The organism is Paracoccus sp. SM22M-07, assembly GCF_001887735.1.
Taxonomy (GTDB): Bacteria; Pseudomonadota; Alphaproteobacteria; order Rhodobacterales; family Rhodobacteraceae; genus Paracoccus.
Window position 1 is genome coordinate 35,794 of record NZ_JPKW01000016.1, and the last position, 26,292, is coordinate 62,085.

16 protein-coding genes and 4 pseudogenes are annotated in these 26,292 nt (G+C 57.2%); 10 read left to right on the forward strand and 10 right to left on the reverse strand.

From position 1 onward, the window contains the following. Positions 1 to 45: 45 nt before the first annotated feature. Both IE00_RS19560 and IE00_RS17080 read right to left on the reverse strand, forming a co-directional pair. A protein-coding gene (locus IE00_RS19560) for an IS5 family transposase (RefSeq protein ID WP_139291511.1) occupies positions 46 to 803 on the reverse strand; the annotation gives its coding sequence in 2 pieces (ribosomal slippage) (positions 46 to 467 and positions 467 to 803; 759 coding nt in all). Next, the gene (locus IE00_RS17080) at positions 715 to 3,666 is read right to left on the reverse strand and encodes a hypothetical protein (protein ID WP_072298402.1); all 2,952 of its coding nucleotides are present in this window, start codon (positions 3,664 to 3,666) and stop codon (positions 715 to 717) included. Before IE00_RS17080 ends, IE00_RS19560 begins: the two co-directional genes overlap by 89 nt. 1,738 nt (positions 3,667 to 5,404) lie before the next feature. Between IE00_RS17080 and IE00_RS17090 the strand changes: the two are divergent. The 3 genes and pseudogenes from IE00_RS17090 to IE00_RS17105 form a co-directional block, all read left to right on the forward strand. Then, positions 5,405 to 6,040 (forward strand): annotated as a pseudogene (locus tag IE00_RS17090) (integrase core domain-containing protein); the annotation flags it as partial. 966 nt (positions 6,041 to 7,006) lie between these two features. Further along, a pseudogene (locus IE00_RS17100) lies at positions 7,007 to 7,379 on the forward strand (hypothetical protein). Between the two features lie 184 nt (positions 7,380 to 7,563). Beyond that, entirely contained in the window at positions 7,564 to 9,177 is a 1,614-nt protein-coding gene (locus IE00_RS17105; protein ID WP_170864196.1) for a family 16 glycosylhydrolase, read from the forward strand. A gap of 356 nt (positions 9,178 to 9,533) precedes the next feature. Here the strand turns inward: IE00_RS17105 and IE00_RS17115 are convergent, their stop codons facing one another. After that, positions 9,534 to 10,232 carry a PD-(D/E)XK nuclease-like domain-containing protein gene (locus IE00_RS17115; RefSeq protein WP_072298408.1) on the reverse strand — a complete coding sequence of 233 codons (699 nt, stop codon included), beginning with the start codon at positions 10,230 to 10,232 and terminating at the stop codon, positions 9,534 to 9,536. Between the two features lie 995 nt (positions 10,233 to 11,227). Between IE00_RS17115 and IE00_RS20260 the strand changes: the two genes are divergently transcribed. Beyond that, positions 11,228 to 11,374 (forward strand): hypothetical protein, encoded by a 147-nt coding sequence (locus tag IE00_RS20260; RefSeq protein WP_170864197.1) that lies wholly within the window; start codon positions 11,228 to 11,230, stop codon positions 11,372 to 11,374. 122 nt (positions 11,375 to 11,496) lie between these two features. Next, positions 11,497 to 11,958, forward strand: a complete 462-nt coding sequence (locus IE00_RS17130) for a BLUF domain-containing protein (protein ID WP_072298411.1) — start codon at positions 11,497 to 11,499, stop codon at positions 11,956 to 11,958. A gap of 216 nt (positions 11,959 to 12,174) precedes the next feature. On the opposite strand, the gene IE00_RS17135 is transcribed toward IE00_RS17130, so the two are convergent. Next, positions 12,175 to 14,151: a calcium-binding protein gene (locus IE00_RS17135; RefSeq protein ID WP_170864198.1), complete on the reverse strand. Its 1,977-nt coding sequence runs from the start codon at positions 14,149 to 14,151 to the stop codon at positions 12,175 to 12,177. Between the two features lie 1,129 nt (positions 14,152 to 15,280). Here IE00_RS17135 and IE00_RS17150 point away from each other — a divergent pair. From IE00_RS17150 to IE00_RS17160, 3 genes are all read left to right on the forward strand, one after another. Continuing rightward, positions 15,281 to 16,419, forward strand: a protein-coding gene (locus IE00_RS17150) for an IS3 family transposase (protein WP_240493979.1) whose coding sequence is annotated in 2 segments (ribosomal slippage) — positions 15,281 to 15,544 and positions 15,547 to 16,419 — 1,137 coding nt in all. Because the reading frame shifts where the segments join, the coding sequence is not laid out codon by codon here. A 210-nt stretch (positions 16,420 to 16,629) separates the two neighbouring features. Then, the gene (locus IE00_RS17155; protein ID WP_139291514.1) at positions 16,630 to 16,920 is read left to right on the forward strand and encodes a hypothetical protein; all 291 of its coding nucleotides are present in this window, start codon (positions 16,630 to 16,632) and stop codon (positions 16,918 to 16,920) included. Positions 16,921 to 17,061: 141 nt separating this feature from the next. Then, positions 17,062 to 19,758: a calcium-binding protein gene (locus IE00_RS17160; protein ID WP_072298416.1), complete on the forward strand. Its 2,697-nt coding sequence runs from the start codon at positions 17,062 to 17,064 to the stop codon at positions 19,756 to 19,758. 140 nt (positions 19,759 to 19,898) lie between these two features. On the opposite strand, the pseudogene IE00_RS17165 reads toward IE00_RS17160, so the two are convergent. The 4 genes and pseudogenes from IE00_RS17165 to IE00_RS20265 form a co-directional block, all read right to left on the reverse strand. Next, positions 19,899 to 20,543, reverse strand: a pseudogene (locus IE00_RS17165) (integrase core domain-containing protein); the annotation flags it as partial. A gap of 351 nt (positions 20,544 to 20,894) precedes the next feature. After that, positions 20,895 to 21,971 carry a hypothetical protein gene (locus IE00_RS17170; RefSeq protein WP_072298417.1) on the reverse strand — a complete coding sequence of 359 codons (1,077 nt, stop codon included), beginning with the start codon at positions 21,969 to 21,971 and terminating at the stop codon, positions 20,895 to 20,897. A gap of 244 nt (positions 21,972 to 22,215) precedes the next feature. Then, complete coding sequence (locus tag IE00_RS17175; RefSeq protein WP_072298418.1) at positions 22,216 to 22,440, reverse strand: hypothetical protein; 225 nt, start codon at positions 22,438 to 22,440, stop codon at positions 22,216 to 22,218. Positions 22,441 to 22,479: 39 nt separating this feature from the next. Beyond that, entirely contained in the window at positions 22,480 to 22,653 is a 174-nt protein-coding gene (locus tag IE00_RS20265) for a hypothetical protein (protein ID WP_170864199.1), read from the reverse strand. A gap of 166 nt (positions 22,654 to 22,819) precedes the next feature. Between IE00_RS20265 and IE00_RS20270 the strand changes: the two genes are divergently transcribed. Further along, the gene (locus IE00_RS20270; RefSeq protein ID WP_170864200.1) at positions 22,820 to 22,981 is read left to right on the forward strand and encodes a hypothetical protein; all 162 of its coding nucleotides are present in this window, start codon (positions 22,820 to 22,822) and stop codon (positions 22,979 to 22,981) included. Between the two features lie 814 nt (positions 22,982 to 23,795). Here IE00_RS20270 and IE00_RS17185 read toward each other — a convergent pair. Next, positions 23,796 to 24,233, reverse strand: coding sequence for a GFA family protein (locus IE00_RS17185; RefSeq protein WP_083554493.1), 438 nt, complete (start codon positions 24,231 to 24,233; stop codon positions 23,796 to 23,798). Positions 24,234 to 24,410: 177 nt separating this feature from the next. Here IE00_RS17185 and IE00_RS17190 point away from each other — a divergent pair. Next, a pseudogene (locus tag IE00_RS17190) lies at positions 24,411 to 25,850 on the forward strand (IS1182 family transposase). Positions 25,851 to 25,943: 93 nt separating this feature from the next. Here IE00_RS17190 and IE00_RS17195 read toward each other — a convergent pair. Then, positions 25,944 to 26,292: integrase core domain-containing protein (locus IE00_RS17195; RefSeq protein ID WP_072298425.1), on the reverse strand; the 349-nt coding region annotated here is incomplete at its 5' end.

The window sequence follows — 26,292 nt, forward strand, 5'->3', positions numbered from 1 at the left end:
CGGGCAGGTCGCAGCGCAGGCCCCGTGACGGCATCTCATTGCCTTTCATAGCCAGAACAGGACGGTTGCGGCCAATGCGATTGCGGAGAGGTAGGTTTCTGGGCACCTGTCGTAACGCGTGGCGACACGTCTCCAGTCTTTCAGACGACCGAACATGATCTCGATACGATTGCGTCTTTTGGTACGCCGCTTGTCGTATTTCACGGTCTTCTTGCGCGACGTCCTGCCGGGGATGCAGGCTTTTATCCCTCTGTCCTGCAATGCTTTTTGAAGCCAGTCAGCGTCATAGCCCCGGTCTGCCAGAAACCAGTCCGCCTTCGGCAGGCTGACGGGCAGTGCTGCCGCACCGATGCAATCGCTGACCTGTCCTGCCGACATGAAGAGGTGAATGGGTCGGCCTTTCGCATCAGTGACGGCATGCAGCTTCGTGTTCATGCCGCCTTTTGTCCGGCCGATCTGGCGATCAGGCCCCCCTTTTTCGCACGCAGGGTGCAAGCCGTGCGATGCGCCTTCAGAGACATGGCATCGATCATGATCGTCTTCGGATCAGCACCCTCGGCGGCCAAGCCGACCATGATCCGGGCGAAGACCCCGTTATCGCTCCAACGCTTCCAGCGATTATAGAGGGTATTCGCTGGTCCATATTCCTTCGGTGCATCGCACCACCGCAAGCCATTGCGATTGATGAAGATAATTCCGCTGAGAACCCGCAAATCATCGACCCGTGGGCGGCCATGGCTCTTGGGAAAGAACGGACGGAGGCGGGCCATCTGCGCCTCCGTCAGCCAGAACAAGTTGCTCATCAGGCGCGCGGATCGCGGTCCGGATCTGGTCCAGCAGGGCGGCATCGGCGGAACCGCGCGCCAGGTCCAGCGTGTCCAGCAGCCCCTGCCGGTCGTCCTGCGCGGGATCTGCGGCCCATTCCTCGCAGGCGTGGGCCAGGGCGATCAGATCTCCGGCCAGGTTGCCGCTGTCCACCGTCGAGACATAGCGCGGTGCCAGGACGCTGCCGTCGGTCGTGTCGTACCAGTTGAACAGATGGCCGTTCAGCTTTTCCAGCCGCGCCACGGTTTGCAGGGTCTGCTGCAGGCGCGTGACGGCATCCCGCAGGCTGATCCATCCGAAATCCCGCGCCGCTACACAGGCCAGCAGATAGAGGCCGATATTCGTGGTCGAGGTCCGCGCCGCCGTCAGCGGCGTCGGCGTTTCCTGGTGGTTGTCGGGGGGCAGGTGGCAATGATCCAGGGTGACGAAGGTGTCAAAGTAATGCCAGGTGCGGCGGGCGGTCAGCCGCAACTGGTCGGCGGCATCGGGCGTCAGGGGCCGCGTGGCGGGGGGCAACGCGCGCCCCGAAGCGCGGGCGATCAGCGGTGCCGACAGCCACAGCAGCAGGAAGGGCAGCGCCAGCGGAACCGAGGCGGGGGCCAGAAGGGCCACCGCAGCGGCGATCCCCAGGCTCAGCACCAGCCCGCCCGCCATCCGGCGTGCCAGCATGCCAAGGTCGGGCCTTGGACCGACCTGATCCTGCGCGGCCGTCGTCCATTCCAGTAGATGACGCCGCGAGATGCGCATCCGCCACAGGGTGCGCAGGATCGCGTCGCCCATCCGCCAAGCCGTGTCGGGCAGAAGGCTGATCGTCAGGCCGACCTGAACCACGGCGGCGCGCGCATCGCCGCGGCATTGCCGCAGATGGCTGGCCATATCAAGCGCCGGGCCGCGCGGAATCATGCCCAGCAGGGTCGGCAGGATCACGGGCAATGCCAGGACCGACAGCAGCAGCAGCGTCGCCATGCCCGCATGCGGCGACAGCCATCCCGCCAGCAGCGCCGCCAGCACGAAAGGCGCCATCAGCGACCGGCGCAGGTTGTCGGCGATCTTGATGCGTCCCAGCATCGGTGTCGCAGGGTCGATGATACGTCCCGCCAGCTGCCAGTCGCCCCGCGTCCAGCGATGCTGGCGTGCGGCCGCCAGGTCATGGCGGGGGGGGAATGCCTCGATCACCTCGATATCCGAGGCAAGGCCCGCGCGGGCAAAGACGCCCTCCAAGAGGTCGTGACTGAGGACGCTGTCGGGTTCGATCCGGCCCTGCATCGCGGCCTGGAAGGCATCGACGTCATAGATGCCCTTGCCCGTGAACGAGCCTTGGCCGAACAGGTCCTGGAACACGTCCGACGCCGCCGAGGCATAGGGGTCCATACCCCCCGGCCCCGATGTCGCCCGCAGATAGGCGGTCGTACCCGCCCCAAGGGCCGGCGTCACGCGCGGTTGCAGGATGCCATGACCCGCGGTCACGACCCCTTGGTCGGGGTCCAGCCTTGGCCGGTTCAGGGGATGCGCCATCTTGCCGATCAGGCGGGCGGCGGCATCGCGGGGCAGGGCCGGATGGGGGGTGAAACTGGTATCGGTCGCCCCCCGCAGCAGGCGGTTCAGCTCGACCAGTTTGCCGCGCTTGCGTTCCCAGCCCATCCAGACCCCTTCATGCGGGTTCCACCGGCGGTGGCGGTGCAGATGGACGAACCGGGGCCCGGCAGGGCCTGCGGCATGGCGTTCGTTCAGGGCGGCGATCCTGTCTGCGGCCAGCGCCAGCAGGTCCGCATCGGCGGGCATCAGGCAATGCGGGGCATCGGCCCCATCCGTCAGCAGGGCGAATGTCAGATCGCCGCCCGTGCCGGACAGGTGGTGGATCTCGAGGCTGTCCAGGTGTCGGCGCAGATCATCGGGATCCGTCATGATGACGGGGACGATGACCAGCGTGCGCAGGTGGCTGGGGATGCCCTTGCGCAGGTCCAGCCCCGGCAAGAGCGCCGCCCCGACCGAACGCGCCACCGTCAGGTCCACCAGGGCGATGGCCAGCCCCGAAAGCGGCAGCGCCATCGCAACCAGCCACGGCCATGTGACACCGCCCCCCATCAACCCAGCCGCCACCGCCAGCAGGGCGGCCGTACCCCCCGCGATCAGTGCCAGATAGCCGGCCAGCCCCGCCGATTTTCCCAGCCTGCGCAACCACAGGCGCGGCGCGGGCCGAAATCCGATGGCGCGTTCCAGTGCCGGCCTGCCCCGGTCGATCAGATGCCATCCGGGGTCCGAGGCCGCCGTCGCGGGCGCGGCCCTGGCCGCCAGTTCCACCGTCATGTCGGCCAGCTGCGTCTCGGGGCTGCCGCTGCCGCGCGACAATTCCTCGATCGCGCTGCGGTAGAGGTTGCGGCTGGCGAAATCCATCGCCGCATGGCCCGGATGGCGACGCAGGCCGGCCTCGACCAGGCTGACATCCTCGAACAGGTCGTTCCAATCCGTGGCCGACAGGCTGCGAAACGCGGTGATGACATTGCGCAGGGTCACGTTCGACGCCCCCAACCGTTCCTGTGCGTGGCGCACGACGCTGTCGATCGAGGCGCCCTGCGCGGTCAACCGGTCCTGAAGCCAGGTGATGGCGGGCGTGGTCCTTGGATCCAGGTTGCGCAGCCGCTCGGCCAGTTGGGCGGCGAACAGCTCGTTCAGCGGCCCGGCGTCGGGACGATCCGAAAACAGGTGCCGATGGCCTTGGGCCGGCTGCAGGAGCCGGTCGGCCAGCAGATCGGCCCTTCGCCGTTCTTCGCGACCGCTGGCCATCTGATCGGTCAGGCGGCGCAGGTTTTCGATCAGGACGATGCGCAGGGTGATGGCCACGGCCCACAGCTCGCCGATGGTCAGGGGTTGGACGGTCTGATAACCTAAACGCCGGTCGGAACAGAGGATTCCTGCAGCTCGTCGACAATTGGGCAATTTGCGTGATCAGGTGCGGATCAAATAGCAGGCCATTACCCCTGCGCAGCAAGAGTGCTGACACATCGCATCGAGGAAACCAGGTGCGCAACAATGGCTGGCCGCCATGCCTGGCAACCACGAATAACAAACCTGCAACGCGAAGGAACATGACCGAGAAACAACCCAGCAACGCTTCATCCTCGATGGGGCGCAGAAATGGATCACCCGGGTCACCTTCTCCGCTGTGGCGATGTCGCTCGTGATCTGCTCTCGCCTCTGCGCGATCGGCTATGCTGACTTGGCACGGGCAGGGCCGGACAGCAGATATTTCGGATAAGCGTTCGAGAAACGTGATGCGGGCCCCAGATGCGTACCGGGTCATCCAGGCGGTCGCGAGTTTCCACCTTGTCCGCGAACCGGTCGACTAGGGCGAACCAATCACCCTGAGCCTTGGATGGTCCGCAGGACCCGCGCAAAAGCCCGCCCTCTAGGTCGGCGGCAAGGAGACGCCCCGGGGCGGGTCACCGTCTTCCTGAGCCTCGAGTTAGACTGTGCCGTCTATGACGATACCCGGTTCTTAGCGGTCATGTTTTTGAGAAAGCCGTGGAGACGAAACCCCGGCGTTCCTCGCGAATGAAGGCTTCCGGTCCGCAAATGCGCCTTATCATCGCGAACCAGCGAGATGCTGGAAACGCGATGAGCAGGTGACATGACGGGTTAGGAAGCAGGTTCAGTTTTGTTTTCGGTAAGTTGATGAGTTTATTGGGTCGCAACCACAAACCTTGTCTCAGGCTCGACCTAACAGCCAGTTAAAAGCAAAACATTTTTTGCTCACCATCGTGCGGAGCATTTTCATAAAGAAACGACATGCGGACATCACCGCAAAACGTGGCCTTTCTGGTCGCGCCGAAAGAGATGTGCGTGCGCCCTATCCCGACAACATCGGGGTCTGGGCCTTTGGCATTGGCCATAACACCGCGGTTGTTTCACCGGTCCCGGCCAGCCAGCCCGTCGCCATGACTGAGGCGGAAAACTCCAGCATCCGGCGGACCAAGGTTGGGGAGCAGCGCACAAACCGGCAGACTCTCGTTATGATCGAGGGACCAATGGGGGGCAGGTCAGAACTAAGTTAAAAGAAATGACCCCAAACCAGAAGACAGATAAAAGCAGAGTGGAGCAAAATACTTTCATACAGGCAATATCGACTTGTTCGGTCAAGTCCGTCGTTTTCGTTTTAACGCTGCGTGGGCACCGATCCGGCCAATATCCCGAACCTGCGTAGCAAGTTTTTGCTCGATCCATTCAATATCGTTGTTGGTTAGAGGCATGCGCTCAATGCTGATGGAACAGTCGGACAGTATTCTCGCAATGTGCGACAAATGCGCTTTTAAAGCTTCTGCCGTTTTGACTTGTACAGCTGACACGGTAACCTCCCATTTGAGACAGTTCTAAACAGACAATGGTTAAGGCAAGGTTAATCCCTCCCCGTGGTTTCGATGGTTCCTTTTTGATCCCATGGTTTGATGGTGCGATCCTTTATCAGGAATGGAAGGATGTCCTATGGGTCAAGTTCGTTACGGAAGCGCCATGAACACATATGCCGTCAGAGCAGCAATACGGCGCTCGTAATCTTCGCTCGCGCCGCGATGATGAGCACTAGGGGATCAACCGGATTTATCTTGAGGAGGGTCTGACTGTGCACAAGCGAAAGGCACGGCGCAAGGCGGCTGGAACACGGGCGCCGATCCTATTCGAGGCGCGGCCGAACGCACCTTGGTCACTGGATTTCGTCCATGGCCAGTTCGTAGGCGGCGAACGCTTCTGGCTGCTCAATATTGTTGGAGACGTCACCCGTGAATGCCTCGCGGCAATCTCGGATACTTCGATCGCGGGGCGCCGTGCCGCGCGTGAACTGTCAGCTCGTATTAAGCTCCCGGGAAAGCCCAGCATGATTGTCAGGGATAATGGGGCGAAACTGACCAGTAACGTGATCCTGCGGTGGTGTCCTGGACATCAGGTTGAACCGCGCCATATCGCGCCGGGCAACCCGATGCAGAACGGCTTCGTCGAGGGTTTCAACAGGCAGATACGCGACGAATTTTTCAACGAGACCATGTTCCGCGACCTAGCCCATGCGCTCGTCATGATCGCCGCATGGGCGCACGAGCATAACAACGACCTCCTGCATTCGGCCTTGGGTTACCAGAGCCCACTCGACTAGGCACAGACCCTGACCACCGCAATCGCTCACACCGCTGCGCGAGATGAAAGCCCTGCGCGTTGGGCGATATTTTAACCCTGACTAACTGGCGTAAACACCAATCGGACTTAGGTCGTTGCTGGATAAATTTCAATGACAGGTCACTGCGCCGCGGGATTTCTATGCAGAATCGCATTCGTACCCTAGTGAAAAATGACAAGCTCTAACACATTTCAGTAGGCCCAATTTGGCGGTTCGCTTTCATCTTATGCGGGTTTCCGGTCGCAGTGATTGGTCGGAGAGCATACGACCACAGTCAGCGCTAAGATACTTGTATCCCTGTTCCTTATGCACCAGGCTCAAAGAGACACCACCAACTCCCATAAACTTTCTTTTAACATCAGTAACTTGCGCTACAAATCACTCTAGTTTTGCAATGTGACGTCAGGTAACAAGAATTTTGAAGAAAAATTCTATGTTGAGAATAAATTTTAGAATACAACCATAGAGGGTCTACGGGGAATCGTATGTTCGTCGTTTTATACTTGTTTTTCGCCTTTGTGGCGGCGCTTTTATTGACGGTTTTGGGGGTTTGCGAAGGTCTGCCGGCCGATACAATCGTACTGAGAATAGTGACGATGTATGTCGCAACCCAAGCTCTGATCATTGCCAGCGTGATTGTTACCGGGAAGGGCTTTGTGGTCCGGGTTCGCTCCGCTCGGGCCTTAGTCCGCAACCTATATCCGTACTTCGCGAGATAGTTCCACTGCGCGCCCTACCTTGCTTGGAACGGCTAGCTACGACCGGCTTAATAGGGCCGCGGTGAAGCTCTACTGGTAACTCATAGTGGTCGCCGAAGCGCAGGCAGTTCTCATCAAATGACTGAACACCGTAGGTGTCGCGGCAGTTGTACTGGTCCCAAACTAGAAATTGCCGGCGGAGGAGGAGACTAGTTGGATTGGTCCTAAACTTCAGGCCCATTGATTTAGCACATTTGCTATGGTTCAGGCTCCGCGAAGAACCTTGACCATGGGATACCTGTTCTTGTTGACGTAGGCACAAATGGCGTGCCTCCGCCCCTTTTTTCCCAAAAGCCACGCCCGACCGCGGGACGAAGAAATACGTGTTCTAAGTGGCAATACTACTATCGATGGAATGATGCGCCGAAGCAATACGGGCAAGCCAAACCACTCTACAATCGTTGGAAGCGGTGGATGGCATAGGAATGCAGACTTGCATCCTTGGCCAGCGGACCCGCAAGAAGCAAGAAGGTCGTTAAAGACGACAAGCTGGGCACCAAAAACGGCGTAACCGCATAGAGATCACGTTCGGCCGCCTCAAGGATTGGTGGCGCGTCGCAACCCTCTACAGCCGAAGTACGGAGACATACTATTCCGCCACCACAGCGGCCGTGCCTGCAACGTTCTGGCTGTAAAACTCAACGAGGTTAAGAGCGAAAGATACGCGTCCTAGAACACCAACACTGTCAAAAACGAAAATTCAGTATAACAGCCCTCGCTAATCATTCTTCAATTATTTCTGCACATAAGCGGAAGTGTGGCTAACTCATTTTCGCAATGTGGGAGGTCACTTCAATTTTCAGAGCGAAGGTGATCGGGATGGTTAAGTCTGATTCTAACAGCGGTTTGAACATCTATGTTCTTGGTCAGCCCAAGCCGCAGGATGGTTGGTTGGTGTCAGATTGGTCCGCGGGCCAGACCTCAATCATGAACTGGTCGGATGACAATGTCCGTACTTCGGCAGACGGCTACGTCGAACTGATTCTGGATCGCGCGCCTGATGGTTCACCGCGACTCTGGGAAGGTGGCGAGATCCAGAACACGACCGCGACTAGGACTGGCACGTGGAGCTGGACGGCTCAAGCGCCCGACATGGCCCCCGGTGCAGTCTTCGGCATGTTCACTTATAAAAGCGACTGGAAGAACGCGCCTTGGACGGAATTTGACTTTGAGTTCGTTGGCGGCGACACGACCAAGGTCGAGCTGAACATCCACATGACCGACACATCTGGCAAGCATGTCACCTTGGCCGCCAATAAAGCCAATAAGACAGTCGTCGATCTAGGCTTCAATGCCTCCGAGGGAGTCCACACTTACGAGGTTTCGGTGTCGGACACAGGCGCGAAATTCTATATCGACGGCAAAGTAGTCGGCGACTTCACCGCTGCAGATATGCCGGGCGGGACATGGAATTTGGCCCCAATGAACAGCTATGTTGATCTCTGGGCGACGCCCGCTTCGATGGTAGGATGGGCAGGAAAATGGGGGGATCCTGGACGTCCCCTAGTGGCAAAGATATTCGACGCAGAGATTAGAAACGGTGAATATGGGAGCAATTATACCACCGCTGCGGATGACGCGGCCGAAACCGTCACCGGTCTGCCTGACTATAACAGCGACGACGCAATGGAAGACGGGCTGGATGGCGCGCCAACGGAAATACCTGAAGATGGCATCGTTGGGGACGACGGAAACAACATGCTTGTCGGAAATGGCGGAGAGAACGCGATTTTCGGACTTGGCGGCAATGACGTGTTGGATGGTCGGTCGGGTGCGGACGCAATGTATGGTATGGCCGGAAATGATACATACTGGGTGGATGATCCAGACGATCATCTTATTGAAAATTCGGGTGAAGGCCATGACCACGTCCATGCGTCCCTGAGCTGGGTTTTGGCGAGCCATCTCGAGGCGCTGACGCTGCAGGACAAGCTGCATATCGATGGAACCGGCAATAACCTAGATAATACTTTGATTGGCAGTGCTGGAAGAAACACGCTTCAGGGATTGAACGGCGATGACGTCCTTAATGGGAAAGGAGGACAGGACATTTTGCTCGGCGGCACCGGCAGAGATACGCTGGTGGGTGGAAGAGGTACCGACATCATGTTCGGCGGTATAGACGAAGACAGCGACACGTTCGTGTTCAATTCTGTAAAGGAAAGTCGTCTTGGTCGCGGCCATGACATTGTTCATGATTTTACTTCAGGGAGTGACAAGCTAGATTTTTCCCAGTTTGACGCGGACAAATTGCTAGCCGGTCAGCAAGATCTGGTTTTTTCCGGATCAACGGCGACTTCAAATGCCATTTGGGCCATCGATGCAGGCACGGATCTGCTTGTCCAGGCTGATATTGACGGAGATACTTTTGTAGACCTTGAAGTTCTGCTGAAGAATATCGTATCGCTCTCAGCTGAAGACCTTTTATTGTAATCTTCTTGATCCTGAGAACTCGGCTGTTTCTGCATGATAGGTTCCAGCTTCATTGAGTTTCACAGCTAGAACGACACAGTCGCGGTCAATGTGGTGGCGGAAAAGTATATCTCCGTATATCGACAGTAGAGGGTTGCGACGCGCCACCACTCCTTGAGGCGGTCGATCGTGATCTCCATGCGGTTACGCCGCTTTTGGTGCACAGCTTGTCGTCTTTCACGACCTTCTTGCTTCTTGCGGGACTTCTGGCTGGGGATACAGGTCTGTATCCCTATGCCTTCCACCGTTTCCAACGATTGTAGATTGGTTTGGCTTGCCCGAATTCCTATCTCGTGCTTGATTTGGGATTCATGGCTCTAACGCTTGGGCCAACGTTCGATCGCCCAGTTGGCCGGGTCGACGCGTTTGACGCCTAGCGGATAGCCCGGCCATTGGTTGGCCTGCATACACTTGTCCCACATCTCGCGGGCGCGGGCGATCTTCTTGCCGGCGATCAGCAGGGTGCCCGCGCCAAGCTCGATGACGCAGACCTCGTGAGGCGCGGTCTTCTCCTGGAAGACGAAGCGGAACACCCGGTCCTCGCCGGTGGCCGCCTGCCAGACCTGGCGGTAGTGCTCGGCCTGCACGTCGTAGCCGTAGTTCAGGATGGTCTTCTGGCAGGCCTCCGGGCTGGCGTTCTCGCAGGTCTTGAAATCGTAGATCGGCAGGCGCGCATCCAGCGGCACATTGTCGATCATCGCGCGGCACCACACGCCCTCAATCTGCGCGATAGCCACCATCTCGGACCGCGCCGGGTCGAGGTCGATCTGCAGGGCGACCAGCTTCGCGGCGGCCTTGTCCGGCATGGCGTGGATCTGCTCGACCTCGGATGCCTTCAGCGGCGTCTGGCCTGCGTCCCGCGCATCGGCGATGAAAGCCTTGGCCTCCCTGGTGCTGGCCGCGCCGTTGCTGGCCAGCATGCTGTCCGAAATCGCGACATCGTGGCCGCCGGCGCCGAGGATCGCCCGGTGTAGGGCCGGACCGATGTCGAAAGTGTTCTTGTTGACAGGCCCCAATCCGGGTTCAGTCGCGGGCTGGCCGTCCAGGCATGCAGCGGCGAATCCGCCAGCATGGTCTTGGTCAGCGTCGAGGACAGTGACGCCTCGGGGCAGGGGTCGCGGTGATAATCCTCCCCGTCGATCTGGTGGACGCCGGCGGCGAGGATGACCGCGATCGGCTGATTCTCTTCGTGGGGCGGCGAACCTGCCACCTTGTTCGGCCCGGGCCGCTTGGGCGCGTCATTAAAAGGCCACGCTCCATAAATGTCAAAACCTCACAGTCGTGTTGTGGACGCCGCGGACCACCAAGGCCTCGCCAGCGGTTTTTGAGGGTATTGGCTGAGGCGGGGCGGGCATCGCAACCGCGATCTCCACTTGATCCGGTGGCGAATGCGAGCGTTGTCCTCGCGGTGGATGGCTTCGGCTAACTCGCACTGGTGGCGTTCCTCCGCTTCGGCAGCAGCTTCCCTACGGGCCTGCTCGATCCGCTCAGCCTCGTCCTTTTCGCGCGCGGTGAGTTGATTGGCTTCACGTGCTGCCCAAGCCTCGGCCTTTCCCCTTTCCCCTTTCCCCTTTCCCCTTTCCCCTTTCCCCTTTCCAGCCTTCCCAGCTTGGCGGCTTTGGCGTTGCGGGTCTGGGAGGCGGTGAACATGTCACACTGCGCCGCCATGATTGCCGCCCGGGCGACTGAGCGTGGCCATGCTCTGGATTAAGGCCGAACGCCACTAGATGGGCCTTACCGTCAACAAGGGTGGGACCAGTAACCCCCATCCCGGCGCTTAGGTCATGGCGGCCGTGGTCAAACCTCTGTCGGATGATCTCGGAGGCCACCGGATGGCCGCGCAGATCGCCGTTCTGGCCCGCGCCCGTAGCGCGCTGGAACGGCGGCAGCGGGACAGGTTAGCGATCGCGCTCTGCGGTTGGCACTGGGATAAGGTCGAGGTGGCTTTCGTAGCCGGTACCGCACCCACTGGTAGGCTGCAGGTTTTGGCGCGACAAGCATCGGAGCCGCTTTGAGCGCCGCCGCCAAGATTGCGGCCGAGCGCCGGAACTACCTGGGGTGGTGCGTGGCGCTACTCAACCTGTGGGCCATGCTGAGCTGCCTGGGGATACTGGACACGATCGATATCACCGGCGTCCTGCTGGTGCTGGCGCAATGACATCAGCATAGAGAGATTTCTGCCATACCGAAAATTTTCTGTAATTTTTACTCATTTAACCATGTGATTTTTTCACATTTGGTGAACTGAATGTAAAGTAGGCGACACAAGGAACTTGTCCGATGCAGGGTAATGACATGGAGCAGGAGCGCATTCGCTTGGTTTACACGTCCATCCATGGAGGAATTGGAGAGCGAGCTCGTCGTTCCCTAATTCAAGAAGCTCTTGAGCTGAACGCAAAACATAGTATTGGCGGTCTATTGGTTGTCGGCGAAGAGGACTTTTTCGGTGTTCTTGAAGGGGCACCAATTGTTGTCACCAATATGCTGCTGAATATTGCTCGCGATCATCGTCACCACAGTATGAACATTCTCCTCGCCGAGACATTGAAAGTGAAAATGTGCGATGATTGGAAAGTTATGGACCTAGCAGAACTGGAAGAGAGTAAAAGGCAACTGGCCCAACATATGGTGGCTGCCGCTGTTACTTCAACGGAAATCGATAGTGAAGAGCTGACGACGATGATCTTGGCACTCACAGCGGCAGCTCAAAGCAGTAAACCGGAACCAAAAGATAAATCGTAAATTTTTTTAACTCTATTTGTGCTGCCACTTAACCATCCTCCAGATGACCGCTCGTTCCAATAGAAATCTTCGAGTCAGATTGGTCGTCGTTAGGTGGCTCTAAAGGCCAGCGCCTAGCATTTTTGCACTATACCGTGTGCCGTTCACGCTAATCCAAACTGCAGGCTTTCATTATGATCGAGGAACCCACGGAGGGGGGCAGGTCAGAGTTTTCTCTTAGAATATTATATCGTTTACATCAAAATCGTGGGCGCCTTTGAGAGAGAAACGAAGGTCGGCTTGTCCATCTAGATCGACGTCTATGAAAACTTCCAGACCATAATCAACGTGTGAGATACTGATATTTCGCCCCAAGATCACATCCCCCTGCGTTTCAAAATCCTGATGCGCGGAGAACATAGGCGACCTTGTAAGTGCAGAGAGGTTCAGAGAGTCGATACCTATTTGAAAGTCAACGATAACATCACCGCTTGAATTATACGGGCTGTCCGAAATCCTGGTAAAGATAAATTTGTCAGCGCCATCGCCGCCTGAAAGCCGATCGTTCCCACTCCCGCCATACAGTGTGTCGTTACCTTTTCTGCCGATGAGAACGTCATTCTGTTGTCCTCCGGTCAGAAAATCATTGCCAGACCCGCCGAAAAGACGATCTGTGCCTCCCCCACCAGACATGCGATCATTGCCGTCGCCGCCAAACATAGCATCGTTCCCAGCTTCGCCGGCCAGATGATCCCGATCTGACCCACCGCTTAGAAAGTCATCATCGATCCCGCCGATAATGCGATCGGACCCACCGTTTCCGAAGATCCTATCCGGCCCCGTGCCACCGAACATCCGGTCGGAACCTTCGCCGCCGATCAAAAGATCTTTGCCGTTCCCGCCTTTGATCTCGTCGTTGCCAAATCCGCCGTGGATCGTGTCCTTACCGCCTCCGCCTGAAAGTCTGTCATTTCCGATTTGACCATCGATGAAGTCATTATCATTATTGCCGTTGACTGTATCATCACCTTGACCGCCGAACACCCTATCACGGCCAGGCCCGGCGAAAACCATATCGTCACCAATATTCCCGTAAATCAGATCTTCCTCAGATCCACCGAAAATCGTGTCATTGCCATCGTCCCCGTGAATTGTATCGTTATCGGAGCCCCCCGCGATAACATCATTGCCTGCGTTTCCATAGATCACATCATGGCCTTTTCCTCCATCGATTGTGTCGTATCCGTATCCGCCGGAAATGGTATCATTGCCGTGGTAACCATCAATGTAGTCAGAACCAGCGTTTCCATATAACTTGTCGTCGGATCTATTTCCAAAGATCCAGTCATTTCCGTTCATTCCTCTAAGCACCTGACCGTGACTTGGGCTTCCTTCGATCTTATCATTACCTTCCGTGCCATCGAACATGTGACCGTTCGGCCTGAAGTAAGTTTCAAAACTCATATCTGTCGGGGTGAAATACGACGGAACAAAGTTGAAAGGATTTTGATATCTGACGTCGATGTTGGACGGAATTCCATCGTTCCAATCCTCAGGCCAGTCAATGAAGTGATTTTCTTCACCTGTCGACGAGTTTCGATCATCGGCCGCTATCGTAGGGGATCTGTGCCTAGCGCCTTCGAGAGAGTAAAAAATGCGATTATCGATGACGAGCCACTGCTGGTCCTTGAACTCAACAACCCTTACGTTCTCCGGAGGACGATAGATGTCCACCTCTTGGCCGTCGACCCAAATGCTGTCATATGTTGGGTCAAAATCGTCCAGTCGACCAATGATGTACTGACCGCTTCCAGCAACATTGTTGAAGACAAACTTGTCTGATCCTTCACCGCCGAAGACGTGATGGCCGAAGCGCACATCATAGATGTCGCCTGGCTGGCGCGACATATCCAATATAAGCGTATCGTCGCCTTGGTTTCCAAAAACGTGTGTCTGAAATCGCTGCGGCAGCGGGGCACCGAAGCCATAAGCATAGATGGTATCGTTCCCATATCCGCCCGCCGCGGACCCGCCATGGACACCTGCATAGATTACGTCATTGCCGGCCCAGCCAGAGATGTCCCGTACGCCATCACCACCATGCAAGGTATCGTTGCCAACCGTTCCTGTGAGGACATCGGTCCAATGTCCGCCGCCATGGTCGTGCCCTCCTGATCCAACGATTGTGCCATTGTCATTATTCGACATGTCCATGTGCCTGACCGTTCCATCATTGCATTTGGGTTCGATGGAAGCTGACACTGGAGTAATTGGAATGTAATGAACGTAAAGATTTGTAATTACTAAAATTTTAAAGAACTCAGCACATATTCCGCGTAGCTCCGCCATATGCTGCACCAACGCAGTCAGATGACATTCTCTTGCAGGATGGGCATGTGCAAAGCAGCGCTGTCCGCGTGAGAAATTATGCAAACTGGCTGGACAAGGCACCACGGTTGCGCGCCGATTTTTCGAAACTCCTAACGCCAAGCGTTAGCATGCATAACGGTCCAGATCGCCATATCTTGGCTTGTGGTCAGCCGCCGTCTGCAAACTGCCGGCGCATGCATGTTCGTTTTATGGTCAAACGAAGCTCTCTGTGGGAGGCAACATCATCGTAGTTCTGCATCAACCACGGCGAAGTAGTGGGTGCTTTCAAAAAGTTCCAAGAAAATTCAACCATAGGCAGAATAACGCCGAAGCTTAATGTTCAGGTAACTTTGTTGTGTTGAAAGGAGTAAACGACCAGAATCTAGGACTTCCATGATGAAAATGTGCTTCTGCAACACCTGTGGGCGACAGCTCGAACCTATGGGAGTTTCGCGTTTGGGTTGTATTTGGTGCTTTTCTAACGCTGGATCCGATTGGGCTATCCATTGGTTGCTGGAGGCTTGTTTGCCTGCAGACCTAAACGACACTGCACGGCCCGTGAGCAGAGGGACGGCACTCCCACTAGTAGTAAGTTAGGCTCCAGCTTCACAACTTAGGCGCCGATAATCGCTCCTGCGGCTCCCGTCGGATTCACCTCTCCAAATACAATTGTCTTGTGAGGCATAGTGCCTGCCAATGCTTGACGTGGTACTGACGAGAAGAGCTCTTCTAAGTCATTTGGTAACTTTTGACTACAGGCCCGCAACAGGGGCCGTCTTGTCCTCTCCGATTGGGTGGAGCGCTCATCTTTGGGTGATCCCATCACGATGTAAGACGTGATGCGATTCACGTGGGTTTGGGTGCCCAAAATCTCCGTATAGAAGCGCTAAAGGTGGCTCCGAAAATCTGAACAGCCGGGATAAGTGGATTTTCCGCGTAACGGCAGCATGATGCTGCGGGCGAGGAGATGACCATGACAAGACGACCGCGCCGGAACCACGGCCCGGCATTCAAGGCGAAAGTGGCGGTAGCCGCGATCAAGGGCAAGAAGACGCTGATCGAACTGGCGCAGGATTTCGATGTCCATCCGAACCAGATCAAGCCGTGGCGCGACCAGCTGCTCGAGGGCGCGACCGGAGCGTTCTGTGATGGCTCGAAGGCTGAGGCGGAACCGGTGATCGACGTGAAGACCCTGCGTGCGAAAATCGGAGAGCTGACGCTGGAGAACGATTTTTTGTCCGTCGCGCTCGGCAAGGCGGGTCTGACGCCGAGCGCAAAAAGATGATCGATCCCACCGCGAAGCTGAGCGTCAGCCGCCAAGCCATCGTTCTGGGGATCAGCCGGGGCAGCGTCTATTACCGCCCGCGATCGATCTCGGAAGCCGATTTGAAACTGATGCATCGCATCGACCAGCTGCACATGGAGTTCCCCTTCGCTGGCAGCCGGATGTTGCAGGGCCTGCTGGTGCAGGAAGGCTTCAAGGTCGGGCGACTGCACGTTGCCACGCTCATGCAGCGCATGGGCAACGCAACTCTCTATTGGAAGCCGAACACTTCGAAACCGGCGCCGGGGCACAAGATTTATCCCCACCTGCTGCGGAAACTGACCATCACCCGGCCCGATCAGGTCTGGGCGATGGACATCGCCTACATTCCGATGGCGCGCGGCTTCATCTATCTCGCCGCTGTGCTGGACTGGTTCACCCGCCGCGTCCTCGCATGGCGCGTGTCGATCACGCTGGAGGCGGATTTCTGCATCGAAGCAGTGGCGGAGGCGCTTGCGCGTTATGGTGCGCCCAAGATTTTCAACACCGACCAAGGCAGCCAGTTCACCTCCGCCGAGATCATCAAGGTTCTGGCCGCCCGTGAGATCAAGATCAGCATGGACGGCAAGGGTGCCTGGCGCGACAACGTCTTCGTCGAACGCCTCTGGCGGACCACCAAATACGAGGGGGTTTACCTGCGGGCCTATGCTAGCGTCTCGGAAGCACGCGCCTCGATCGGTCGTTATCTCGGCTTCTACAACAGCCGGCGCCCACACTCATCGCTTGACGGGAAAACGCCCGACCAGGCCTACTTCAACGAGCCGATGCCCGAAGCGGTGGCGGCGTAACCAAGGCAGAAAACCACTTAGAGAATGCCCGGAACCTGTTCAGACAAACCGAACCACCTCTGGCAGCACGCCCTGGCATGACGGCACCCACAAATGGCTGGCCGCCCATGGCGTTATCGAAGCTTCGGGCATCCGCGCCTCGGGGGTGAGGGACGCCCACCCGGCCAGGTCCGCTTCGGCGCGGTCAGCCGGGCGCTGTCTCTGGCGCATATGAGCGATAAGGCGGAATGGCGCGACGCGGTGATCCGCCAGCGGCTGCTGCTCTTCGTCGAGGGCGCGGCCGTAGGGCCGGCCATCCACATCTACCGCGGCCGGATCTCGGATATCCGCCGTCCCGAAACGGAAACCGCCGATGGCCCCTTCTGCGACCGCAATGCCACGTTCCTCGGCAAATACACCGACCGCGACCAGCAGATGCGCGCCCCCGGCGATCGCGGCTGCGAATACGTCGCGCTTTACGAGACCAGCGGTGCGGAGTTCACAGGATGGCTGCAGCAATAAATGCTAAAATAAGATTAAGTTATTAATAACAATTTTGTAAATCAATTAACCCGCCAGTAACCTTGTGTAGCTACCCCTAACGGAAATGACCTGGCGTCACAGGCCAGGATCATACCACCGACATCTGGGGGCTTCCAACGAATGCATGTCATCACCAGCGCGCATTTCGGCGCGAATATGATCCTGACCAGAGACAGTTTGCGCGAAGGCGAACCATACGCCGAGGTCTTGAAGGAAATTGACTTCTCGTCCTTTAGATACCCCGGCGGGGGAGTTACCGAAGATCAGACATGGGAAAATGGAGGTCTCGACAAGATATTTGGAAATGCCTTGGATAGAGCCGATGACGATTATGTCCTGACGATCAGAGAGGCTTTGAGTTTTTCCGAGGCAGAGGGCAAAGCTGTCACGATCGTCACGCCGACATTTCAGTTCTACAATAAAGACACTGCCGAGTTTGATCACGCAGGCTTTGATAAATATCTCGATAATCTGGAACAAGCTCTCCAAGATTTTCCGGATTCGGATATATCGGACATAGAGATTGGCAATGAATATTGGGGCAGCAAGCATTGGGGATCGTTGAGCGGCGAGGAATATGGAAAAATAGCCAACTTCGAGATACCGAAGATCAGCGAGATGATCGAACGCATTTCGGATCAGAATGGTGAATGGTATCAACCATCCATAGGCATCCAAGCCGGAGTGCAATGGAAGGCCGAGCAGGGCGAGGATGGCCGCTGGACTGCCGTCGGGCCACAGGAGTCACGAGACATTATTTCCCAGATCTCCTTGGACAACCGTGAGCTGGTCGGAACGATATTTCAGCACTCGTACCCCGACGCGAATGCCATAGAACAAAAAATAGATTGGGCCATAAAGCCCATGGAGGTCTTCAACGAATCCTATGGATTTTCTGACGACCTCAAGCTTTACCTGTCAGAGTTCAATATAGGTGAGAACACCGCCATAGGGATCGAGCAGGGATCCGCATGGCTGGAGGCGTTTTCCGGAGCAGTGAATTCCGGCATTGAGGAAATCAGCCACTGGGGAATTGCCTACGAATGGCTGTCAAACAAATTCTACGACACAAAGTTTCCCTATGGCGAGAGTGACGAGGGAGATATTGTCGCCATCGCCACCCCGATGGGACAGGTATTCGACATTGCGCAGACTTATCTGATTGATAAGACCGTCATGAAGGAAGATGAGATCAGGAGTGTTGTCGACTATCCCGACTTGGATCGTGTCAGCGGATTTAGCGAAAGCGATCAGAGCATCATCTTCATGTTCAACGGAGGGACCCAGGTTGCGCCCATCGATCTGGTAGACCTCGATGGTCAGGAACACCTCACTTTCTACGAACTGACACCCGCAAACTCTCCACACTCCCCATGGTTCGATGAATCCGCGACCGAGTTCACAGCGCCAGACGGCATTGCGGATGCTCGCGCGGACACGAAGGTCAGCGCCGGACTGAAACCCGAAGATATACCAGCCGTTTCTCCAGGGGAAATGGTGGTGGTCGTCGTTTCAGATTATGATCGTGACCTGGTTATCGAGGGCGCCCATAACACGACCGATCCGTCCAATGGGATGGTCAACGACTTCATCCAAGGTGGAGCGGGCAATGATATCCTGAGAGGTCACGTTGGCAACGATACCCTGATTGGGGACCGAGGTCACAATATTCTTTCGGGGGGGAAGGGCGACGATCACATCGAAGCTTCACATGACGGCGATGTCATATTCACCGGCGAAGGCGATGACCTGATCGTTGGCGGGGCCGGCGATGATCTGATTTTCTCGGGTATCGGTGACGAGACTGGCGAAAGCAAGCTCGAGGGTGGTGGCGGACATAACAGCTTCATCATCGGCGGGGAGAGAAACCATACCATAACGGACTTTTCTTCGGATGACGTTATCGGGTTGTCGCATCAATTCGACAATATTGAAGATTTTCATGCTGAAATTCAAATCGATGGTGATGATGCGATTATCAACTTGCCGAGCGGTCATTTTGTCAGGCTAGAGAACTATGCTGATCAGGCCGATGAGCTCCAAGACCAGATCTTGGACTTCATGGACAGTGATCAGGCGATCTCGATAACCAGCAAACATTTCAGTTCGCTGAGTGGCGTGCAGATAAAGGAAATCTACAAGACTATTCATGATGGAACAGAGACAGGCAACGCAGATCATTACTTCGATAGCTTGGACGCTACATTGAAGAAGTTTGGTCATGATGAAGAAGGCCACCAGGATGACGGTGGACATGATCCGACGCATCCCGATCCTGGCGATGAGAGCGATGGTCCAGTTTTAGGACTGCCGCCACAAGAAGGTCCGGGAACAGGAAACGAGGATGGAACAGAGGTTCATCATCCTGACGATGATACTGGCGGGGAACCTGATCATGAAGAAGCCCCGGATGAACCTGCCGATGACACGGATCATCTTCCTGGCTTCCCAAGCGAAGAAGAGGTCGACGATCATGACGACATCGAAGAAGACGACCATGATTATCACGACCACTATGATCATGACCACGGCCTTGACGAAAACGAATCTGGAGAGGCCAATTCCCCTACCTGTTTCGTAGCTACCGCGGCTTTTGGCAATCCATTCCATCCCGACGTCAAAGCACTCCGAGCATTCCGTGATAATCACCTTGTTCGCTATTCGATCGGTCGTTTTCTAATTTCTGTTTATTGGATCTTTGGACCGCATTTGGCCTCCTTCACCAAACCGAGACATCCTCATGCAATGGTCGTTCGACTCATGCTATCTGCTTTCGTTTCGACATTGAGATCTCTGAAGCTTACCGCCGGAAAATGAGTGCTATACTGAAAATTTTATCTGGATGTCAGGACTACTGACTTCACTGCACGCTCCCTCATGCCATCCAAGGGGTTCGGACTTACCTACACCCATCTTGGGTACCTAGGTGTTTGATCCCATGACCTGCCACTGGTATTTCATCCATCTGCGACCGGGGCCGGTTGCTGATTTACGCTTTTTGGCGCGGGTTGAGGAATCGCCCGGCGCGCGGAACCCTCATCGCGTGCAGCGGGTCGGGCGATTGCGGTGGTCATGTGCAGGGCCAAGCCTGCAGGGGTCTGGGAGCCGAGGGCCGAGTGGGGCCTTTCGGTGTTGTAGTCGGTGACCCAAGCCACGATCAGGTCGCGGGTATGGGCAAGGTTATGAAACAGCATTTCGTTCAAGAACTCGTCCCGCATCCTGCCGTTGAAGCTTTACACGAAACCGTTCTGCATCGGCTTTCCAGGGGCGATGTAATGCCATTCGACCTTGTGCTCGGCACACCACTTCAGGATCGCGTTCGAGGTCAGTTCAGTGCCATTGTCCGACACGATCATCCCGGGCTTGCCGCGGCGTTCGATCAGGGCCGTCAGCTCCCGGCCCACGCGGCGACCCGAAATCGAGGTGTCCGGGACCGCCGCAAGACACTCGCGCGTGACGTCATCGACTACGTTCAGCACCCGGAAGCGCCTCCCGCAGGCGAACTGGTCATGCACGAAGTCGAGCGACCAGCGCGCATTGGCCCGCGCCTCGATCAGGATCGGTGTCCATGACGTCCTGGATGCTCTCTGACAGGACCGCTTGCATCTGTTCATTGGTCTTGTCGGCAAAGGCCGCAATGTAGGCAGAAAATGACCTGCTGTTCATGGGCGGCCTCAATGCAAAAGACCGCCCGAAGGCGGCCTACGCTACTCTACCCAAGCCCAACTTCGTCGGTGCTTGATGTTGGAAACTTGCTGCGGCGAGATATCGAACTCCACCGCGATAGATTGACCACACTCTCCATCAGCCAGCCGATTTCTGATGTCGCGAACGGTATGCTCATCAAGTTTGGAAGTGGTGATATCACTGCCCCTGCGATTGCCCGACACACGCATATGAAAGTCCCGTTTGGGTTGATCTCTGCCAACTTTAGAAACAGATCACGGTTGTGCCTAGTCTTTCAAAAGATCTGATTTGATCCTGTAGACAGCAAGGCATCTGCACTGGATGACGTTGGCAGCCAGCCCCTTCAGATTGCCGGGGCTGTGCTCCAGATCGCCGGGATAGGCCATGAACACGCCCGGGCCAGGGTTGAATAACTTGCCGAGTTTGATCGTCTGATCGTGTAGGTGCCGGTGGCTGTCCCGCACGCTGCCGTCGAGGGTGGCCTGCCATCTGATCCGCACCTGATCGCGTCGGACTGCCCCGCTGTCGACCAACTGCAAGAAGCCTTCATGCCGCCCGGCGCGCAAGCCGTTCAGCGCCTCGGTACGCCCGATGGTGTCGCCTCTGTCCTTCAGCAGCTTGTTGCGCAACTGCTTGCAACTGATCGCGATGTCGGCGGCGCTGGCGGCCACCCCGGCGCGGTAGGCACGCAGGATGCGCTGTTCGGTCGCTTGGTTCACGCTTTCCAGCGTCACGAAGGGCGCGGTGCCGTCGCGCGGCACGGTGACCAGATCGCGAACACCTTCAGGCGTGACCATGTCTGCCATGACCTTTTGAAAAACGCCCCGGCGGCGGCTGTCGAGGCCGATGAAGCCACCCTCGCGCTTGCCAATCGCAGGATCGACCTTGCCGACGATGGCGCGGGCGGTGTCGCGCGGATGCTGCCCGGCCTCGGCCGCTTCGCGGATGACGATACGGGCCTGCTCCTTCTGTTCCTCGATCACCTTGGTGATCAGCACCGATGATTGTTCGCGAATCCACCTCTCGGCGCGGTCGTGCCGCCCGTTGAAGCTGAAGACGAACCTACTGCCGTCGTAAGGGTCGCGAACGCGGGTCGATGCCAGGATCTGCTGGCCCCCTCGCATGTAGGCGTTGCGCTGTACCTCATAGAGCGGACCAAAGAAGCCTTCCTCAATACGCAGTGCCTCCACCGCCTCCTCGATGTCGCCCGCGCGGATCATCTCCTCCAGCTCCTTCAGCCGGATCGCGCTGGTGATCTGGTTGATGGCCTCGATGAAAGCATCCCGGATTGCAGGCTCGAGGATGTCCAGCGCATCAAGGATGTCGGCAGGGAGATACGCCATGTCAGGCCCTCATAACTAAATGCCCCGCCAAAGCGGAGCAGGGTGTGTAATCTTCGGCTGCTTTATATTGCGCGCTTTGGCCACCCGGGCAGCCATAGCTCGCCCGACCTATCACCGGGAGGAGTATGGCGTGCGCAGCTCTCCTCAGGCTCGCCGCTGATGGCGTTTGCATCCACCTCGACGCGGCAAGGGAGGTCGAGCACTGATACTTCTAACCAGCGACGGTTGCGCTTCTGCGTCATGATCATACCCTCAGGACCAGGTCATAGGATAGCGCGACGCCACTTGGCGCAAAAGGCTCCGCCCGGATGATCGCGTATTGGGTGCTGCCAATGCGTAGCTGGTCGGCGGGGGTAGGGGTCGTGCCCTCTGCAGCCATCATCTCGCGGCGGTCATTCGCCTGAATGGCGGTCCCGTTCACCAGTCCGAGGGCCAGTGTGTCGCCAAGCAGCATCACCGGGATCACCATGCGGCCCTTCTTGGCATTGGAGACGTTGGATCAGAGGAATCAGATTGAGGCTGAGCGCAGGTGTTCATGATCCGGGTTCCACAAAGGCGCGCCGTCGGCGACGAAGGAGGCGGTGGCCCACTCTGCAAGCTCGGGCACAGGACCGAACCAGGTTTCAAAGCCTTCGACTTGATCGACCGGAGGCATCGGGCGGCAAATGGCTTTTCGTTCCATCATGGCACACCTCGTGAATTTCGGAGGGGGCCCGCGCGGTGTGGGTGCCGGGGCCGCGCCCTCCCCTCCCTAGGGGGACCAGAGCGGATGGGAATACGAGAAAATTTGCTGGAAGCTAGCAGGTGTGGTCTTATCGATCCACAATCATCTCGAAGGATTCACGAGGATGGCCAAACAAGTTCGCCCCGATGCTTCATCTACGTTTCAACTTATAATGAATGCCGTCGCCAAGGCTTGCGCGGATGTAGGGATCCCCGAAGACGATGCCCGAGAAATCGTAAAGAAGACCATGACGAACCTTTTTATTTTTCAGCAAAAGACTCACTAATCAGCAGTGGATCTGCTCGCCGACCGACGTCAGGGGCCGTCATGTTTCCAGAAAAGCGCATGTCGCTAGGCAGACTTGGCCATGAAAAAAGCGCCTCAGATTTCTCCGGGCGCAATACGTCTCACTGCATGAATGCAAGTTTTTAGCGCGCAGGTCAAGTAGACAGAGTAGTTTTGTTCCGAGTGATCAGTTTGGGGGAAATGTGCGGAAAGGTATCTTAGCTTTTTTAGGACTGACACAGACAGAAAGAAGCCGCCGTGAAGGTCTGAGTTTGAGGACCCGAGACCGTTTGGCTGAAGTGGAGGCTGATATTCGAACTGCACAAGGCTACACGGAATGGGAGTTTTACCGCTTGGGATCCCTTTGTGCCGAAAAGAATGTTCCCCGTAGCACAGCGCTAGTAAGCTTGACCGAAGTACTGGCGCAATGCGAGGCAATCAGGGCGCAGGTGCAACGGAATAGAGATCACCTCGAGACCAGAGGTCCATCCAAGAGGCTTGTTGCACAGCTCGACGAGCTGAAGCTCATGTCATTCCAGCTGCAAAGTTATGCGCAAAAAGTCAGCGTGGTCATAGAGCAAGACCTGCTAGACTACCCACAACCTGAAGATGATTCATAATTCCGTTTATGCGCTTCTTTATACCGTTATGAGGGGGGCGAGATTTTATGACTTCTGCCTTTACGTTTGGCCTCTAGCCACCCGCCCCTGAATAGATGCCCCGCAGGTCAACGCGAAGAAATCCATTGCCCCGGTCGTTGCCGGGAGCGCATAGCGGTGAGTGGTCTAAGTCGAGGTGTGCGCTTTACAGGCGTTTCAATTAACGTGCGGATTGGATCCTTCGTACTCGGCTTCGGTCTTCCGCTTGTGATCGCCTTCCAGCCGGATCGAAGCCATGGCCTTGTCAGTGTAGATCTCAGAGCGCAACGGCCACTCACAGGTGGCATCAAATAAGCCTGCCATCAAATCGTATTCCGCTGCCGGGTTGTTTGTGTTTCGCATCCAAAGATGCGTTCCGCAGATGCCGCAAAACGCGCGTTCAGCAAATGGTGTGGATTGAAAGTGCCTGACCGGACCTTCCACGGTAACCGCCTCGGCGGCGGCCGTGAATGCAAGGAAGACTCCCCCGGTCCATCGTTGGCACATGCGGCAATGGCATGCGCCCGGCTGTGGATCATGCTCGCCCTCGACGCTTACTGTGACTTCACCGCAAAGGCAGCGGCCTGCAAATTTCGTCGTGCTATCCATTTTCATTCCTAGTGAATTGCTGGATTTGCAGTAGCAAAGCCCAGAAAAATAGAGCTGGCAATCATCCGAGAGTTGGCCCACCCGGATTAGGCGGGAGTGTTGCGCGAGCATCGAAGCGAAGAGCCGAGGCTGTGTGGAAACTCGGCCTTATGGTAGACTTAGACATGGTGGCGGGAGATCGGCATGTCGGGTTTCATCGAAGGCACTGCGCGGGAACAGACGGCTCTTTTTCCAGATCGTCTTGAGGACTGGATTGGCGAGGATCACCTGGTTCGGGTGGTTGATCTGTTTGTTGATGAGCTCGATCTGCCTTCGCTCGGATTTGCGCGATTGGCGCCGGCGCGGACGGGGCGACCCGGATATCATCCTGCCGTGCTGCTTAAGCTGTTCATATACGGCTATTTGAACCGGATCCCGTCCAGCCGCAGACTGGAACGTGAAGCCGGGCGGAACGTCGAACTGATGTGGTTGACCGGCCGCCTTGTCCCGGATCACAAGACCATCGCCGACTTCCGACGCGACAACGGCCCCGGCATCCGCCGCAGCTGCGCTCAGTTCGTGGAGATCTGCCGCCGGATCGGCGTGCTGAAGGGCGCCTGCGTTGCCATCGACGGGAGCAAGTTCCGGGCCGTCAACAGCCGGGATCGCAACTTCACCAAGGGCAAGATCGCCAGCCGCATCGCCCACCTGGAGGCGGACGTCGAGCGCTACATTGCGGAGATGGCGCGGGTCGATCGACAGGAGGAGGGTGAGGTTCGGGCCGAGAAGGTCGCGCATCTGGCCAAGCGTTACGGGCGTGTCCGGCAGCATATCCAACACCTGCAAGCCATGGGTCGGGCCTTGGCCGATGCGCCGGATGGGCAGATATCGCTGACCGATCCCGATGCCCGCGCCATGGCCACCAGCGCCCGGAACAGCGGAATGGTCGGCTACAATGTCCAGACTGTCGTCGACACCGAGACCCACCTGATCGTCGCGCATGAAGTCACCAACCAGGGTCATGACCATGATCTTCTGGTGCCGATGGCAAAGGCGGCCAAGGATGCACTTCGTCGCGACGAGATGCATGTGCTGGCCGACAAGGGCTACTTCAGCGGGCGGCAGATCCTGGCCTGCCATGAGGCTGGCATCACTACGACAGTCCCGCGCCCGGAGACGTCAGGCAACCGCCTCTAGGGCATGTATGAGAAGGCGGACTTCGCCTATGAGGCCGATGCGGATATCTATCGTTGTCCTGCAGGGGAAGCGCTACCGTATCGCTACACGACCGAGGAAGACGGTTTGGAACTCCGCCGCCACTGGACCAGCGAGTGCGGCACGTGCCTGATGAGATCGCGATGCACGACCGGCAAGGAGCGCCGGATCACGCGGTGGGCGCACGAGCATCTGGTCGAGGCGGCGCGGGCGAGGCTGATCGGACCGACCGAACCGATAACCATCCGCCGAGGCACGGTCGAGCACCCGTTCGGCACCATCAAGGCGTGGATGGGCACATCCCACTTTCTGACCCGACGGCTGAAGAACGTGAAAACAGAGATCGCGCTGAACGTCCTTGCCTACAACATCAAGCGGATGGTGGCGCTGATCGGGATCCGCGGCCTGATGGCGGCAGTGAGGGCCTGAAAGAACGCGTCGAACCACCTCCTGTCGAAATCTGCACCGCAGCGGGTCGTCCACATCCTCGCCTCAGTGTGAACGGTCATCGGCAACGAGTTTCTACACAGCCGTTGTGTTCAGTCCCGGCATCTGGTGGATCGGGTTCAAGATGAATCTGTCCGGCTCTGAAGTCCAGATCTTGCAGATGTATTCGTAGGGTGTGAGCCCGTTGATTGTCTTGAGCCTGCGAGCGAAGTTGTAAGCAGCCATGAAGTCAGCAAGGTGCGTCCGCAGCTGATCATGGGTGTCGTAGTGGAAGCGTTTTACGGTCGCTTCTTTGATTGTGCGGTTCATCCGTTCGACCTGTCCGTTGGTCCAGGGGTGGTTGGGCTTGGTCAGCCGGTGCTCGAACCCATTGGCTTCACAGATCATGTCGAAACGCATAGGCCGAGAATAGGTAGTGTTTCGG